This window comes from Nostoc sp. UIC 10630, from assembly GCF_010747425.1.
Lineage (GTDB): Bacteria > Cyanobacteriota > Cyanobacteriia > Cyanobacteriales > Nostocaceae > Nostoc.
Map to the genome: position 1 here is coordinate 1 of NZ_JAAGOG010000059.1, position 14,822 is coordinate 14,822.

Genomic DNA, 14,822 nt, shown 5'->3' on the forward strand with positions numbered 1-14,822 from the left:
GACAAATGACAAATGACAAATGACAAATGACAAATGACAAATGACAAATGACAAATGACAAATGACAAATGACAAATAACTAATAAACGTGATGCTTGACTTTTGCTGATACGGGTACAAAAGGTGCTGCTGTTTTCGGGGGTGGCACTTGTAGGCGATCGCCTCCGACCGACCGGAGACCATCGCAAGCTTGTAAACTCTTAAAAGCTGCCTCTCGGATCGCAACTTCTTCCTCTCGACTGAGTAAGAGTTGCAAGCATTCGGCAACATCTTGCTGCACTGAAGAATCAACTCGCTGACGACTGATGAATTTAGTTAGTTGACGTAGGGCAATCAACCGTTTCAATGGATCTTTGTCTGTTAAATTGACCAACAATCGATCGAGGTAGTCTTCTTCTCGATTTTCATAGAAGTTGACAATTTGCCAGACTAATAAAATCAAAGTTAACAGGGTTCCCACGCCTTGGATAATAGCACCAGCTGCAATCCAGGAACTGTGAGAGTCAACCCAAATTGCAGCGGCCATATAAGTGCTGACAGTAGCAAGACCGCCACTAATGACTGCTAAGACTAATCGGCGATTTGAACTGTTTAAGAATTTATGTATCTTAGACCAGTGCAATTGCCAGTCCCACTTCTGCATTGAGTAAACCAATACCATTACCCCAATGCCCATTAAGAGAGCCAATAGCAGCATCCAGTTCCACAACAACATAGCAACGATAATTGTCAGGAACCCAAGAAAGCCTCCAGGCCCAGAGAAACGCTGAAATGTTTGCTGCTTTGTAGCTCCTTTTGTCTTGAACAATGGATGCGACCAGTTCCAGTTGTGGATCTGGTTGATCAATTGCTGCCAAGAAGACGAAGCCTGTGCCACAGTGTTTACCTACTTGATTACGAAATTACCTATTGTATAAGTTTTACTAGGGAATGAAGAAAAGGTGAAGACCCAAACCACAAGATGCCTGCTTTGCATCGACGGATAGTAGACTAGTACAGCACGGCGGAAATAAAGATACCATTTTAGATGGCTTAGAGCAAGGGCATAAAGGCTTTTTAAAGGCAAAAACGAAAGTTATCAATAGTGAATTGACCATCAAAAGCACAGAAGGTAACGCTATGGATGTTATTCACATTTATAAATAATAAGGTATTGGGGGAAATTGCTGAGTCTGAATTGGCAAGATTAGACCCTGGGAGTGCAGTTTGACCGAGCAGTTGGCGATCGCGATCGTAAGCAGAAAGTACTAGCCGTTGAGAACTAGTGACAAAGGCAGTAACCGAGTTAACCGGACGTAAGAAAGTAGCTTCTAAAAATCCGCTTTTGGGCGCTCCCATTAAAACTGTTTGTCCTGAATAGGCTGGAAATGCTGGATTTGATGGTTGTATTGCTAGAGAATTGTGAAAAATTACTCCCCAGCGTTCATACTGGCGCTCTACTGGTTCAAAACACTTTAAGTCTTCTAAGTCTAAAAAAATACAAGAGGGTACAGTAATTCTGGCAGCATCAATGGCTGACTCGACCTGATCCCTGCAAGCTGAAGCTTTAATTTCATTTTGTATATTAAGCTTGTCAAGCGCAAATTCAGCGTCTTCAATCGTTGGTAGTTTATTTGATTGAAGAGTAGCCTGCTTTACCATGACATCCCGCCTTACCATTACTTAGATAATAATTAGATTGGTTATACATCAGAAGCAATTTATCTTACATATATAAGTAGAATAAATAGCCTATTAAAATGAGCGTTTCAACTGTTTTTAACGCTCAAAATTATTTATGAGTTTTTTGATAGATTACCATAAAAACTTATGCTGGATTCAGGCTTTAGTGATACTCGCTACCATAAAAAACCTTGTAAGACAGTAATTTCAAGGTTAATTTCCTTTTCATTGTGAAAAAAATCACCAAATCTTTATAACTAATCCAGTAATTTTACATCTGCTTAATCTGACGGTGGTGAGAAGTTTTAGAGCAATTGATTCGCTGATAATAACAATGAGTGGAAGTTTGAACTAAACACGTAAGCATCCAGTGTAACTAAAAAAGACTTGGGGACGCAAAGACAGGAGCAAAATTCTCTCTACGTGTACCCGCATCACTACTTTCACTTGTGCCAACAAATGACTACAGTCAACAAAAAATACTTATGTTTCAACCACAAGGATTTGACCAACGCTCTATAAATACCTCACTAGGTAGAATGGTATATTATTCTGCTGATGGAGCGCCTTGGCAGAATAATGTAACTGCTAGAGATGATCGGGAAACTTTGGTGTTCTTGCATGGCTTTGGTGGTGGATCTTCTGCTTATGAGTGGTCGAAGGTTTATCCAGCTTTTGCCGCTGAATATCGAGTCATTGCACCCGATTTGATCGGTTGGGGTCGGTCTGAGCATCCAGCACGGAATTATAATATTGAGGATTATTTGACCACGATTCGGGAGTTTTTACAGCAGACTTGTACTGGCCCTGTAACTGCGATCGCTTCTTCTTTGACCGCAGCATTTACAATTCGAGTAGCAGCAGCTCATCCTGATTTATTTAAGGCTTTAATTCTCACCACCCCCGCCGGACTTTCCGACTTTGGCGAAGACTACTCACGTAGTTTTTTTGCCCAGTTAATCAGTGTTCCTGTTGTTGACCGTTTAATTTACAGCACAGGGGTAGCCACCAGTGGGGGTATTCGCAGTTTCTTAGAGCAACGGCAATTTGCTAAGTCTAATCGAGTGTACCAAGAAATTGTAGATGCTTATTTGCAATCCGCCCAGCAGCCTAATGCTGAATATGCAGCACTGTCCTTTGTCCGTGGCGATTTATGCTTTGATTTATCGCTTTACATTCAAGAATTAACAACTCCGACCGCCATTATTTGGGGGCAAAAGTCAGAATTTACAGGGCCTTCAATTGGTCGCCGCCTTGCCGAAATGAATCCCCAAGCAATCCGATTTTTTCAAGAGTTGGAAGATGTGGGGTTAACACCACAGTTGGAATTGCCGGCAGTCACAATTGGGTTAATTCGCCAATTTTTACCTTTGCTTAATTAGTGGTTTTTCATTAGTCCTAGCCCTGTTGTATGCGGATTTCGTTTTCGCGTCAGCGTGCCGGAGGCTCTATTCTATAAGGCTGTTGGTCAATTCATAATGGGTTAAAATCACACAGCCCTAAAACCTTGGTGAGAGTGTTGCTTTCCTAGGTTGCAATACATTGCGGGCTAATAGCTAAAGTGTGTTTAAACGTACTGAAATTAAATAAATTAATTCGCCAACAGTCTTATTCTATTTGCTCAATCCTTTACATCAAGATGAAGGGTCTCATTATAGTATTCAAAATCACGATACTATTCGACCTGAATTGATAAATTGTTAATTATATAAACAAAATAAGGTATAGCAAATTTATACTAGCAGGTAGATTATCTGATGACTATTCCAGAGTCAATTAAAAAATTTATTACATGGATACAAGGTTTTGACCATCGGATTTTACAAAATGAAGATGATGTCAAAGAAAAGTTTATTTTACCAATGCTTCATTATCTCTGTTATCCAGAGAGATGTCGTCGTGAATACCCTTTAACAACATCTAAATCAGGACAATATCACAGAAATAACCAAGTTATTCAGGTTTATTATCCAACAGATGATATTAATCAGCAAAACATAAATAACTCACTTGTTGCTATTAAGACAATAGCACCAGATGAAACTAAATTAAATGACATTATTCAACAAACTAAAATTTATAATGATCGTTTTAATACGCTATTTTTTATAATTACTAACGGATATCAAATAAAGGTTTTTAAACGGTTTCATTACTATAAAAAAGAGTCTATTTTTGATATAAATATAGATATACTAAAAGATAATTATATTGCCTCAGACTTTTATAACAAGCTAAACTTTGAATTAGTTAAGAATATCGACAAAAAAACAACAAGCAGTTTATTAAATACTAAATATAAATTAATAGAGAGATTTTTAAGACAACATCCAGATTTACAGGATATTTTAGAGAAATGTGATTTTGAGTCTTCCACAACAAGGGAAGGCTATCGCTTAGTTGTTGTGAAAAAGAAAGTAGCGATCGCATGTAATTTACCCAAAGCTTTTGGAGAGGGTAATTGTGAAATAGAGTTCAGCAGTATTATTTTAAGAGGTCTAAAAATTTACTTAAATCATCAAGATATTTTAGGCCAATTAATGACTGGATTGCACACCCAGCCAGATTGGAGATGTCGTCGGATTTTTAAACAGTTAGATAAAAATACTTTTGAGGTTTATTTAGGTCAAACAACTCTAATTTTATCAGATGTAGAAGCAGCAGACTTATGTTTATGTATTGATGGAGTTTGCCAAGAATATAAAAATTTACTAATTCAATTTGAAAATATTTTAGAAACATGGGATTTTAAATTTGTAAACTTTTCAGGAAATAGAGGTTTTATCCTATTTTCTGTAAGACAAGAATTATGGAATCTAATGCAGCAGTTTGCTAATGAGTTTAATTATATTAAAGGTAAGTCAGAATGGCATTTATTCCATACAAAAAATATGTCAATCCGAGTGAGTAGAGGAATTCACGATCATACATTTATTTCCTACCAAACTGATATAAGTTTTTCTTCATTACCTAACAATCATCAGGTTAACGTAATTTATGAACTAAATGATGTTAACTTACAATCTATTGATACAGATGAATTTACCTCATGGCAGCAAGATATTGGTTCTTGGGGAACCTGGACGGCTAAATATACTAAACAGTGGTTGTTAGAGAAATATATTCCAAAAGTTATTAACTATTACTCACAAAAGTCTCAAATATCTGAAGCTGAATTTCTAGCAAAAATTACAAATTATACAAATGGTCGTATGCTGATTCAAGAAATTGATAATATCAGAGATTTAGCACCTTATCTTCACGACATTCAATCTTGGCTAAATATATATGTAGAAAATATTGCTGCCTCTCTGTTGAAATCATATTACCAAGCCTATACAAATTTGGTACGTAACACTGACTCTTCTATAACAGGCATAGACTATATTATAGGAAATTTGCGTAGGATCGAGTGGAAAAATACGCAAGAAGAAATTGATAACAATCGCACAGACTGGAAAAACTTGACTTTTAAATATGCTATTGATTGCTTAGATAAGCAAGTAGCAAGAATAAATAATTGTGAATACGAGAATAGTTTAAAGGCAGATTTAATAACTCGGATATTTATTTGGATTATAGAAAATGGAAAAATATCTTTTTCGCAAGCTCAATTAAATGCTGCTAAACAGGCTTTGCTACCACTTTGGGAACAAAGTCGCTTTGAAATACGTTATGTTTATCCTAATCGATAAAGCTACATAATTGGCTGTAACTTCAACACAAATCTGGGTAAGATATTTTCTCCTGATAAACTAGCAGGATTGTCTAATATCTCTACATCTTTACCTGGACGATAAATTTCTACTCGCTTGTTTTTCCGGTCAATTAACCAGCCTAATTGAGCGCCATTTTCTATATATTCTTGCATTTTCTCCTGTAAGTCTTTCAAGGAATCACTAGGAGAACGCAACTCTACTACAAAATCAGGACAAATTGGGGCAAATTTTTCTTGTTGTTCTGGGGTTAAAGCATTCCACCGCTCAATTTTTACCCAAGAAGCATCGGGAGAACGTTCTGCACCATTGGGTAGAGTGAAGCCAGTTGAGGAGTCAAAAACTTCGCCTAAATTACTCTCAGAGTTCCAAATATCTAGTTGGGTTGTAAGTTTAACATTACGTCTGCCAGTATCACTACCTGTAGGTGGCATAATTAATAATTCCCCTGATGCTGTACGCTCAAATTGATAATCGCGGTTTTTCTGACACATCTCGAAAAATTGATCATCAGTTAAGTCGATTTTCAACTTGAGTGTAGGAGGTAAAGTGGTTGTAACAGCGTTCATAAGCTATCCTGAGCATCTTACTTTCTAGTTTAGTGCTGTGTGGGGTTGTGTGGGGTGCGATCGCATCAACATAAGTCGGCTTAGTATATATGCAAAATCTTTAGTATAAAATTTTACTAATTTAGGCTACTGTAGGAGCGATCGCTAAAGTTTATCTTCAAGGTTCAGGATGAACGGAGATATCTTTACAGATTATCTCATCTATATTTGTATTAATTATATTCTCGATAATTACAAAGTCATTTTTAATAAAGTGCAGCCAAAATTCCTCTACCTTATTCATTAATTCCTCAAGATCAGCATCTTCATAATCTTTAGGCTTAAGAATAGTTTTTGTATAAATAGTTGTCCATTGAGGTGTTAAAGCTTTCTTCTTAAAAAGAGGTATATTTTTTTGGGATATTTTATATATTTTTTCGCGTATGGATTTATCGTCATTAGGACAAATTAGCATTCTTATTATTAACCCTTGAGGATAATTTTCAAATTGCAAATGCAGATTTAATTTATTGTCTTCCCATCTTTTAGGGATGATGCCTATGTATCCCTTACTCCAAAAATGTACAGTTATTTCTTTAGAGTCAGTCTCTCTAATTAGTAATTCGTGAATAATTTTAAATTTTTAATTAGACGACAACAACACTCAACCCGCTTCAATTAAGCTTCGTTTAGGTAAGGTTACTCCGTTAAATAAGCAGTGGTGCAGATTGACCCCAGTCAGGTCTACTTCGGTTAAATCAATGTCAATTAAATCCGTTTTACACAAAATAGCTTTGGTGAGACTGGCATGACTCAGGTCTGTGTTGCTCAACTTTGTGCCAGTCAGGTTTGCACCAGTGAGATTTGCTCCAGCCAAGTTTACACCACTGAGGTTAGCATAGCGCAAGTCTGCTCCAGCTAAGTTTGCACTACTGAGGTCAGCATCATGTAAGTCTGCTAAACGCAGGTCTGCTTTCATAAGGGAAGCCTTATGCAAGTTCACCTTCCTAAGAGTTGCCCGAATCAGATTAGCAGCCTTGAGGTTTGCTAATATCAGATTTGAGCCACTTAGATCGGTTCTCCATAAGATCGCCGCAGTCAAATTTGCTTCAATTAGGTTTGCTCCGCGCAGGTTAGTCTGTGATAAAGTCGCGTTAGCCAAGTTAGATCGATTCAAGTTGATTCCAGCTAAACACACCTCGCTGAGGTTAACTAAGTGCAGGCTTACTTGAGTGAAATTTCTCTCTCCTGCACAATAGCGGTTGAGAAGTTCATTAGCATCCATACAGCCTGCCTTCCAAATTTCCATTTCTCACCTGAAAATCACAGTGTCTAATCAATAATTTCTGAAAATTCCTCTTATTAAGAGACTTTTAAAACTTCGCATCAAGATTAAAATTATTTAACAATCTTTTACAATATTGCTGATGAGATTGATTATTTTCAAAAAGTTTTAGAGAAGGAAACCCTTATCCTGATAAATTTCTTTTGCTTAAACGTGGTGAGGTGGCTTGCTCTTTCACTCATCCACGCTTAAGCAGCGACTAATCTAGCTTTTACTTACGTACTAGATTCAGCAGTTCTTTAGGAGAAGCAAGCAAGTCAATCGCTACGAAGAAAATTTTGCCTTGAGGATCGAGCAAAAATCGCCATGCAATATTCATACCCACACTTGCACCGAACCAAGGGGTTTGGACTTTGCCGGTGACTTTAACTTGGGTATAGCCATCTTCTACTGGCTCGGATATACCACGCTCTGGTATCATTTTTAATCCCTGGCATTCTTCACGCATATAAGCGCGGATTGCATCTTGACCAATAATCGGTCTTTCAAAGGGAGGTTGCAAACCACCTTCAGAGGTAAACAGAGCAACAGCAGCATCAAAGTCATTGGCATTCATGTTGTTGATATAGCCAAGCACTGTAGGGTTGTTGATACCCTCAATGGTGACTTTAGTCCGAAATGCTGGTGCTGTGGGTGGAGCCACAGGTTCTGAGACTTTTTTGTAACTACCGGGAGCGTTCGGGTCAAATCCCATGCTCACTACGGTATTGCGGAGAATTGTGATTTGTTGACCTGAATCAGCATTTCTGATTGCTTCTAACACCTCAGCAGCCTTGGGAGAAAGCTTGTAGCCTTCTGGAATAGGAGCAACGATTCCCTGAGCCATCCATTCTCCTAACTGATACCAAAAGCCCAACTTGATGTTTACAGTGAAGGATGCATAAGAACGGCAGAGGGGAGTGTCAGCACGATTAGCTAAATCATACATGACTCGTGTTTGAGCCTCGAAAGGCATCTGCTTAATTTGTTCAAGTAAGCCTTGTGCGAGTACCATGTTAGCTGCTCCAGGAGCGGCAACCGTAATACTTCTACCCATCTCGGTATAAGCAAACCAGAGTAATGCTAGTTGATCTTCAGCATTGAGTTGAGAGAATGATTCGACAACAGTTGGAACAACGTCAGCAACTAGCGTGCCGGGAAAAATACTTTGAGCCGACTTGATGGTAAAAGACATAGCAGATGTTCCCAAAAAAATTACAGTTCTATTGAATGTGAAAAAACGGAGGGGAAATGCGTTTAGGTGTTACTAAAAGCACTAAGCAGTCTGACCATAGGCCGCCTTAGACATCATCTACCAAAGGCATAATGATAGTGTTGCCGTTGAGTTTTGATACTCGGCAAAGCACATTGTAGGCTTAACTGCATAGTTATTTAGAAAACTTTGACCAACAGTGCTTTAACGCATTTATGTTGTTTATGTTTCTATATGTAAAGAAACATAACAAGTTCGTTACAAATAAGCAATACTTCCTCAGCTATACTTTGATAATTTCTCTTTATGTAAATGATAAGTTTTACTGAAGTCAGACTAAAGGTAATTAATGCCTTTGTGTGTATTCACTTCTAAGAGCGTAGGCGTAGCGCATCGTAAGCTGTTAAGCATTTAATTTGCACATTGAGACCGCAGGGGGGCAGGGGGCAGGGAGCAAGGGAGAGGGTTTGCAGCTTTTATTGCCATGAAAATGATGCAATTTAAATGACGATTAGCCTAGAGATCGCATATCTCTCAATACAGTTCAGTTAAGGGCTACTTGTACAAAATCGTGGGTTTTAAGACGCGATAAATCGCCGTCTCTACAAGTGTTTTGGTCTTACCTGAACTGTATTGGCATATCTCTTTTGTATCAAATTTTACAACCAATTCTTCGCTCAACTATTGTGTCTACACATCGCTTACCTTCTCGGATGAAGCCAAAATACCCTATCTGGTTAGTACGGTTATTACTACCTTTTTTATTGTGTCAAGTACTTGCAAAAAATATTTACAATAAGTTACATTCATTTACATAACACAAAAATAAAAAGTAAAAGATGACAAATAAAGGCTTTACTATTAACGAACGCGGTCAACTCAACAGATTTGCAATTGAACCCAAAATTTATATTGATGAAACCCCACGGACAGGCTTCACCGAATACGCCGAAAAACTCAATGGTCGCTTGGCAATGATTGGTTTTATCTCACTCATCGCGTTGGAAGTTTTCACCGGACACGGTTTGATTGGATGGCTAACTAGTTTTTAGAGAACACACTTCAGATTTACAAATTTTCTCCAGTTGACAAATAAAACAATTTAGAGGCAAACTTATGAAAACTGATTTTGATTACCCCAGAAAAGATTTGATTGGAACAGTCGTTTTTAGACCCGATTTCAACAACTTTGAGATCATCAATGCAAATCAAGCGTGGTCATTGTTTTTCAGTGGGGGTCAAGATGACAAGGGACTGGGACAAGAAATTGAATTCGGCAGATTTTTCACTAACCTCTTAATCGCTATTGGGGTAACTGGAATGCTTTGGGCGATTTATTTCACTCAATTAGGATGAACAAGTTTGTTCATTTTACTAGTAACTTCAATAGAAGTCCTGGATTTGGATACCAGGACTTATTTTCACTATGTCAATATGCCTAAAAAAGTCTCTTTAGCTTTGGGAAAACTTTGATGTTGATTGGATTTATAAAGCTTCCTAATTTGTCACGGTATTGTGGATACATGGGCTTAGAAGTGGCAGAAATTGTTTCCAAACATCTTGCAGTTCAAAGTAAAACCTATGTAATTCAAAATAGAAGAATATTAATCAATCAACTGTTAAAGTCTGGTCTAGATTCTCATACAGCAAATCGAACTGTTACTGTACTTGTATCAAGTCCACTTTTACAACTAACTAATAAAAATCAGTTGGCTATTAATTGCAAGCGATAGTAACTATAAAGCCATTACATCAAGATATAACTTTTATTTGAATTCATAGCGTAGTACAAAAACGTTACAGCATAAATTCTATTGCACTTCTTTCGGATAACTAAATAAGAATTTTAGTTATAGCGTATTTCAGGTAAATTAAGTACAGGTAGGGGCAATTCATGAATTGCCCCTATGATTGTCTGTACCTCACCAAGTTGCAATCTGCTGTATTTTGAACACTTGAGCGGATTTTAATTATGAGCCGCAGAACTTCAATTACCTGTTAAAGCTAGGCAAAGTTCTGTTACTACTAGCCCCCAGTTCAACGCAAACAACGAATTGCTTCTAATAAACCTCTAGCTTTATTCAACGTCTCTTCGTATTCTTTTTCTGGCTCAGAATCAGCCACTAAACCTGCGCCAGCTTGTACGCTAACCGTCTTGTCATGTACTACCATTGTGCGAATTGCGATCGCAGTATTTAATTGTCCTTCAAAATCGTAATATCCATATACACCAGAATAAACACCGCGCCGACTAGACTCTAACTCGTGGATAATTTCCATCGCCCGAATCTTGGGTGCGCCACTTACCGTACCTGCTGGGAAGCAAGCTTTCAATAAATCCCATGCTGTTTTATCGAGTGCTAATTTACCCACAACATTGCTGACAATGTGCATCACATGGGAGTAGCGCTCAACTACCATTAATTCATCAACTTTGACGCTACCATTTTGACAAACACGCCCCAAATCATTCCGCCCTAAATCTACAAGCATCACGTGTTCGGCAACTTCCTTGGGATCTTCGAGTAAATCTTGAGCGAATGCTGCATCTTGTTGGGTAGTTTTACCGCGTGGACGTGTCCCAGCAATGGGGCGTACCGTTGCTATAACTCCCCCATCTGGAGCAGTTTCGGCTTTCACCATCACTTCAGGACTAGAACCAATGATTTGCCAATCTCGGAAGTTAAAGTAAGCCATGTAAGGCGAAGGATTTATCTGACGTAGGGAGCGGTAAAGGGCAAAGGGGTCGCCTGTGTATGGTGTTGATAGTCGTTGAGAAATTACTACTTGAAAGATATCGCCTGCTTTGATGTAGTCTTTGGCCTTTTGGACACTGGCACAAAAATCAGGACGAGTAAAATTACTTTTATACTCCTCTGCCCCTCCGCTCCCCTGCTCCTCTGCCTCTCTGTTCCCTGGCGGTTTCCATTCCAACCGAGTTTTTTCGGGCGATAGGGGGAGAGATAGCTTTTCGAGCATTTGGGTGACGCGATCGCACGCTTGTTGATAGGCTGCGTGTAAATCTACATTGGGGTCACGTAAATCAGCATAAGCGATCGCCCAAATTTTTCGCTTCACCTGGTCAAAAATCAACAGGTGGTCTACCTGCATCCACAATCCATCAGGGATATTTCGCTCATCTGGTGGATAGATTGGCACGCGCGGCTCAATCCAGTTAATCAATTCATAGCCCCAAAACCCAAATAAACCGCCAATCCCTGGTGGTAGCTGTGGTAACTTGACTGGGTGATAAGGCGCTAAACACTCGGCTAAAGTTGTAAAAGGATCGCCCGCAAAAACGACCTGCGAACCATCGCGGTTTAATTGGGTGGTGCGATCGCCCCTTGCTTCCAAAACCCAAAGCGGATCGCAGCCCACTAAACTATAGCGTCCTAGTTTTTCCCCACCTTCTATCGATTCCAACAAAAAGCTATAGGGCTGACCTGCACAAACTTTATACCAAGCAGATACGGGCGTATCTAAGTCCGCTACCCATTCTTGATATACGGGTACGAAGTTGCCTTGTTGCGCTAGGCCAGAAAACTGGGAGAAATGCGGAAAAATCATTATTTTTTAAAAGTAATTGGTAATTGGTAATGGGTAATGGGTAATTCTTTTTCTTACCAATTACCCATTACTAATTACCCATTAGCTACTAAAAGCTAATTACGGAGCGTCGTAGGTTGTAACACCGCTAAACTTAACTTTAGAGGGACTGGGGTTTTGTCCGATCCGACGGTCTACATAACGCACTTTGTCACGACCTTCATTTACCTTTTCAGGGAAGACACCATCAGCTGGGTGAAGTAAAGTGGTTTCTCCGTTGGGTAAAATCCGGTAAACTTTGTAATCTGTAATTTTGAGTTTCCGGAGTTGCTGACCGCCCAAAGCGATACCATATTCTTTACGAGCTATATACAGCAGGTTTTCACCTTTCCGCATAGTAGCAGCACCACCTGTAGGCAATTCAAAAACTTGCTCTTTCGGGCTAGTCCAAGTGATAGCGTACTTTTCTTCGACTTGTGCTTTTGTGAGCAAGCCACCAGTGCTGCCAGCAAATAGTGGGGTTTGTCCAGAGAGTGTTTCTGCCATAAAGTCTGTTCTCTCAACGTTTTTAGGGAATCCTAACACTGCAACCAGGATCATATTGCGATCGCGTTATAGACTGTAACAGTTTTTAGTCATTTGTCCTTTGTTCTTTGTCATTTGTTAAAAACCAATGCCCCATGCCCCATGCCCCATGACTATTTACTCTTGACTTTTGCCCGCTTTTCCTCGCGGCTATTCTGAACAATGGGGATGGTGAAGTGAAACTGGCTACCCTGGTCTTTGCCAGTTGACTCTGCCCAAATTTCTCCGCCCCAGCCATTCACAATTTGCCGACAAATTGCTAAACCAAGTCCTGTTCCGCCAGTGGTGCGGCGTAGCGCTCCCTCTTCTTGATAGAAGCGGTCAAAAACTACTTCTAAGCGATTTGGTTCAATGCCGCGTCCAGTGTCAGCCACAGTCACCTCGACCATTTGATGGCTGTTGGAAATGGCTTTAATGGTGATTTCTCCTTGGGGTGGCGTAAATTTACAAGCGTTGTCCATGAGTTTTGCCAGTACCTCTACTAGCCAATCACCATCAGCCCTTACTAGAGGTAGATTTTCGGCAATTTGAGTTTTGACTTGGGGCGGCTTTTCCGTTGAAGAACGCGTGCGATTGCGGCTGAGTGCTAAATCCACACACTCTTGTAAAGTCAGGGATTCTGGATGCCATTGCACTCGCCCGCTTTCCAAGTTGGAAAGCGTGAGGAAATCTTGTACCAATTTTCGCATCCGTTCTGAGTCGGAAAGAGCCGTGTTGAGCATAATTTGCTGCAACTCCAAGGGCATATCCGGCTCACTAGCAAGACTTTCTAGACACACTTGAATGGTGGATAGGGGAGTACGCAGTTCGTGTCCAGTGATGGCTATAAGGTTGCTGCGGGTGCGGTCTAGGGCTTCTAGCTGCTGGTTAAGTTCTTCTAGGTTGGCGTAGGCTTCCGCTTGAATTAGGGCTGCTCCCACTTGGGTGGCGATCGCTTCTACCAAATCTAACTCCCCAGGTTGGCACTCATGCGGTGGCATTCCACAGTAATGCAACTCCACGATGCCCAACAAACGCCCCTGATAAAATACTGGTTCCATCAGCCAAGAACGAATGGCAAACTTTTTGGCAATTAAGGAAAGCCCTGGCGAATTGTTAACACGAGGGTCATTTAGCGTATCGCTAATACAAACACCTTCGCCTTGTTGCACGATGTCCTGAAACAGGGAATTTTTCTCTAATTCCCAAGTTTGCCCACGAACCGATAAAATACCGGGATTCAAAAACTCGTGTTCAATTATGGCTTGGTTATCTGTAGCTTGAGCGCGGTAAATTAGACAGCGACAAGCTTCTAGGTGTTGTCCTAATTCTTGTGCTGCCACCTGGAGAACTTCATGAGGATCGAGCGATCGCCGAATGGCTGTGCTAATCGAGTTGACTAATCGTTCTTTTCGTGCTTGGGCCGCAATGGAACGGTAGGCTTTGTGCAATTTGTACTGACTAGCTTGCAAGTAAGTTACTAAGCGTTGCACAAAGGGATCTGTATCAATGTCACAAGCATATTCGTTGATCTGTTCTGCTCCAGAGTGGCTTCGCGGCTCTCCTATACTAAACCTCTGACGTGCCTCGTTTATTTTACTTGCCAGTTCTGGTCTGTAAACCAAAATCCTGTCTAACAGCAATTCAGCGGCTTTGAGGCTAACTCCCCTTTCCGATGTCCAAACTCCTTCAAATCTTCGCGCTGTGTCTATATCCAGATTAGGGCTTAGTTCTGGTAGTTGCTTGTTTTTAGCAATGGAACCAAGACTTTCCCGGCAAACCAGACAAGTAGCATAATTGTCAGCAATCACTACCAAATGCCACTCTTGATTTAAGCCATCCGTTGGCTCAAAAGCGATCTTTTCGTAGTGTTCCGAACTATTGGCGAAATCCGTTTCTGGAGCAGCTAATACGTATATTTGGTTACTCCGCAAGGCAAGTCGCAGGTAGCGATGAGCTTCTTGGCGGTAGAATCGCTCTCGCTGGAAACTAGCAATTACAAGGGGTTGTGCTAAAGTCGCAGCCAAAACTTGATCTTCCATCGCATGGGAGAGCGCTGTTAGCGAAGCCTTAAAATATAGCTGGGGCCGCAAGTATGGTAGGGACTTTAGCAGATCACTCAGCACAGAAGTCGAAATGCTCATGAATTATTGTTAAACGCTCAACCTCGACAAGATCCACGTCACAGCTGCATTGTACAAATTCCAAGGCACTCTCAAGTTAAATAGAGAGTTGCAATATGTAAAGAA

General features: G+C 40.1%; 13 protein-coding genes. 4 read left to right on the top strand and 9 right to left on the bottom strand.

The window, feature by feature from the left end:
• Positions 1–79: 79 nt before the first annotated feature.
• Together G1O98_RS15885 and G1O98_RS15890 are read right to left on the bottom strand one after the other, a co-directional pair.
• Positions 80–877, bottom strand: coding sequence for an armadillo-type fold-containing protein (locus G1O98_RS15885; protein WP_163929685.1), 798 nt, complete (start codon positions 875–877; stop codon positions 80–82).
• 179 nt (positions 878–1,056) lie between these two features.
• On the bottom strand, positions 1,057–1,659 hold the full coding sequence (locus tag G1O98_RS15890) for a hypothetical protein (RefSeq protein ID WP_243458454.1): 603 nt from the start codon (positions 1,657–1,659) through the stop codon (positions 1,057–1,059).
• 488 nt (positions 1,660–2,147) lie between these two features.
• On the opposite strand from G1O98_RS15890, the gene G1O98_RS15895 reads away from it, so the two are divergent.
• Together G1O98_RS15895 and G1O98_RS15900 are read left to right on the top strand one after the other, a co-directional pair.
• The gene (locus G1O98_RS15895; protein WP_163929686.1) at positions 2,148–3,044 is read left to right on the top strand and encodes an alpha/beta hydrolase; all 897 of its coding nucleotides are present in this window, start codon (positions 2,148–2,150) and stop codon (positions 3,042–3,044) included.
• A gap of 375 nt (positions 3,045–3,419) precedes the next feature.
• A complete protein-coding gene (locus tag G1O98_RS15900) occupies positions 3,420–5,357 on the top strand; it encodes a type I restriction enzyme HsdR N-terminal domain-containing protein (RefSeq protein ID WP_163929687.1) in 1,938 nt (645 codons plus the stop codon).
• Between the two features lie 2 nt (positions 5,358–5,359).
• Here G1O98_RS15900 and G1O98_RS15905 read toward each other — a convergent pair whose 3' ends face one another.
• The 4 genes from G1O98_RS15905 to G1O98_RS15920 all read right to left on the bottom strand — a co-directional run bounded on the left by G1O98_RS15905 (position 5,360) and on the right by G1O98_RS15920 (position 8,445).
• Positions 5,360–5,947, bottom strand: a complete 588-nt coding sequence (locus G1O98_RS15905) for a Uma2 family endonuclease (RefSeq protein WP_163929688.1) — start codon at positions 5,945–5,947, stop codon at positions 5,360–5,362.
• Between the two features lie 157 nt (positions 5,948–6,104).
• The gene (locus tag G1O98_RS15910; RefSeq protein ID WP_163929689.1) at positions 6,105–6,401 is read right to left on the bottom strand and encodes a hypothetical protein; all 297 of its coding nucleotides are present in this window, start codon (positions 6,399–6,401) and stop codon (positions 6,105–6,107) included.
• Between the two features lie 189 nt (positions 6,402–6,590).
• Positions 6,591–7,235, bottom strand: a complete 645-nt coding sequence (locus G1O98_RS15915; protein WP_228058294.1) for a pentapeptide repeat-containing protein — start codon at positions 7,233–7,235, stop codon at positions 6,591–6,593.
• Between the two features lie 247 nt (positions 7,236–7,482).
• Complete coding sequence (locus G1O98_RS15920) at positions 7,483–8,445, bottom strand: orange carotenoid protein N-terminal domain-containing protein (protein ID WP_163929690.1); 963 nt, start codon at positions 8,443–8,445, stop codon at positions 7,483–7,485.
• Between the two features lie 857 nt (positions 8,446–9,302).
• Between G1O98_RS15920 and G1O98_RS15925 the strand changes: the two genes are divergently transcribed.
• Positions 9,303–9,515: a high light inducible protein gene (locus G1O98_RS15925; protein WP_163929691.1), complete on the top strand. Its 213-nt coding sequence runs from the start codon at positions 9,303–9,305 to the stop codon at positions 9,513–9,515.
• A 64-nt stretch (positions 9,516–9,579) separates the two neighbouring features.
• A complete protein-coding gene (locus G1O98_RS15930) occupies positions 9,580–9,819 on the top strand; it encodes a hypothetical protein (RefSeq protein WP_163929692.1) in 240 nt (79 codons plus the stop codon).
• A 681-nt stretch (positions 9,820–10,500) separates the two neighbouring features.
• Here G1O98_RS15930 and trpE read toward each other — a convergent pair.
• The 3 genes from trpE to G1O98_RS15945 all read right to left on the bottom strand — a co-directional run bounded on the left by trpE (position 10,501) and on the right by G1O98_RS15945 (position 14,717).
• Positions 10,501–12,030, bottom strand: coding sequence for an anthranilate synthase component I (trpE, locus tag G1O98_RS15935; protein WP_163929693.1), 1,530 nt, complete (start codon positions 12,028–12,030; stop codon positions 10,501–10,503).
• 99 nt (positions 12,031–12,129) lie between these two features.
• Positions 12,130–12,555 (bottom strand): photosystem I reaction center subunit II PsaD, encoded by a 426-nt coding sequence (locus G1O98_RS15940; protein WP_163929694.1) that lies wholly within the window; start codon positions 12,553–12,555, stop codon positions 12,130–12,132.
• Between the two features lie 152 nt (positions 12,556–12,707).
• Positions 12,708–14,717 (bottom strand): DICT sensory domain-containing protein, encoded by a 2,010-nt coding sequence (locus tag G1O98_RS15945; RefSeq protein WP_163929695.1) that lies wholly within the window; start codon positions 14,715–14,717, stop codon positions 12,708–12,710.
• Positions 14,718–14,822: the final 105 nt, after the last annotated feature.

Bases quoted from the DNA above. Each gene is read 5' to 3' on its own strand.
- G1O98_RS15930 (WP_163929692.1), top strand. From the start codon at position 9,580: ATGAAAACTGATTTTGATTACCCCAGAAAAGATTTGATTGGAACAGTC.
- G1O98_RS15905 (WP_163929688.1), bottom strand. From the start codon at position 5,947: ATGAACGCTGTTACAACCACTTTACCTCCTACACTCAAGTTGAAAATC.
- G1O98_RS15925 (WP_163929691.1), top strand. From the start codon at position 9,303: ATGACAAATAAAGGCTTTACTATTAACGAACGCGGTCAACTCAACAGA.
- trpE (WP_163929693.1), bottom strand. From the start codon at position 12,030: ATGATTTTTCCGCATTTCTCCCAGTTTTCTGGCCTAGCGCAACAAGGC.
- G1O98_RS15940 (WP_163929694.1), bottom strand. From the start codon at position 12,555: ATGGCAGAAACACTCTCTGGACAAACCCCACTATTTGCTGGCAGCACT.
- G1O98_RS15890 (WP_243458454.1), bottom strand. From the start codon at position 1,659: ATGGTAAGGCGGGATGTCATGGTAAAGCAGGCTACTCTTCAATCAAAT.
- G1O98_RS15900 (WP_163929687.1), top strand. From the start codon at position 3,420: ATGACTATTCCAGAGTCAATTAAAAAATTTATTACATGGATACAAGGT.
- G1O98_RS15915 (WP_228058294.1), bottom strand. From the start codon at position 7,235: ATGGAAATTTGGAAGGCAGGCTGTATGGATGCTAATGAACTTCTCAAC.
- G1O98_RS15910 (WP_163929689.1), bottom strand. From the start codon at position 6,401: ATGCTAATTTGTCCTAATGACGATAAATCCATACGCGAAAAAATATAT.
- G1O98_RS15920 (WP_163929690.1), bottom strand. From the start codon at position 8,445: ATGTCTTTTACCATCAAGTCGGCTCAAAGTATTTTTCCCGGCACGCTA.
- G1O98_RS15895 (WP_163929686.1), top strand. From the start codon at position 2,148: ATGTTTCAACCACAAGGATTTGACCAACGCTCTATAAATACCTCACTA.
- G1O98_RS15945 (WP_163929695.1), bottom strand. From the start codon at position 14,717: ATGAGCATTTCGACTTCTGTGCTGAGTGATCTGCTAAAGTCCCTACCA.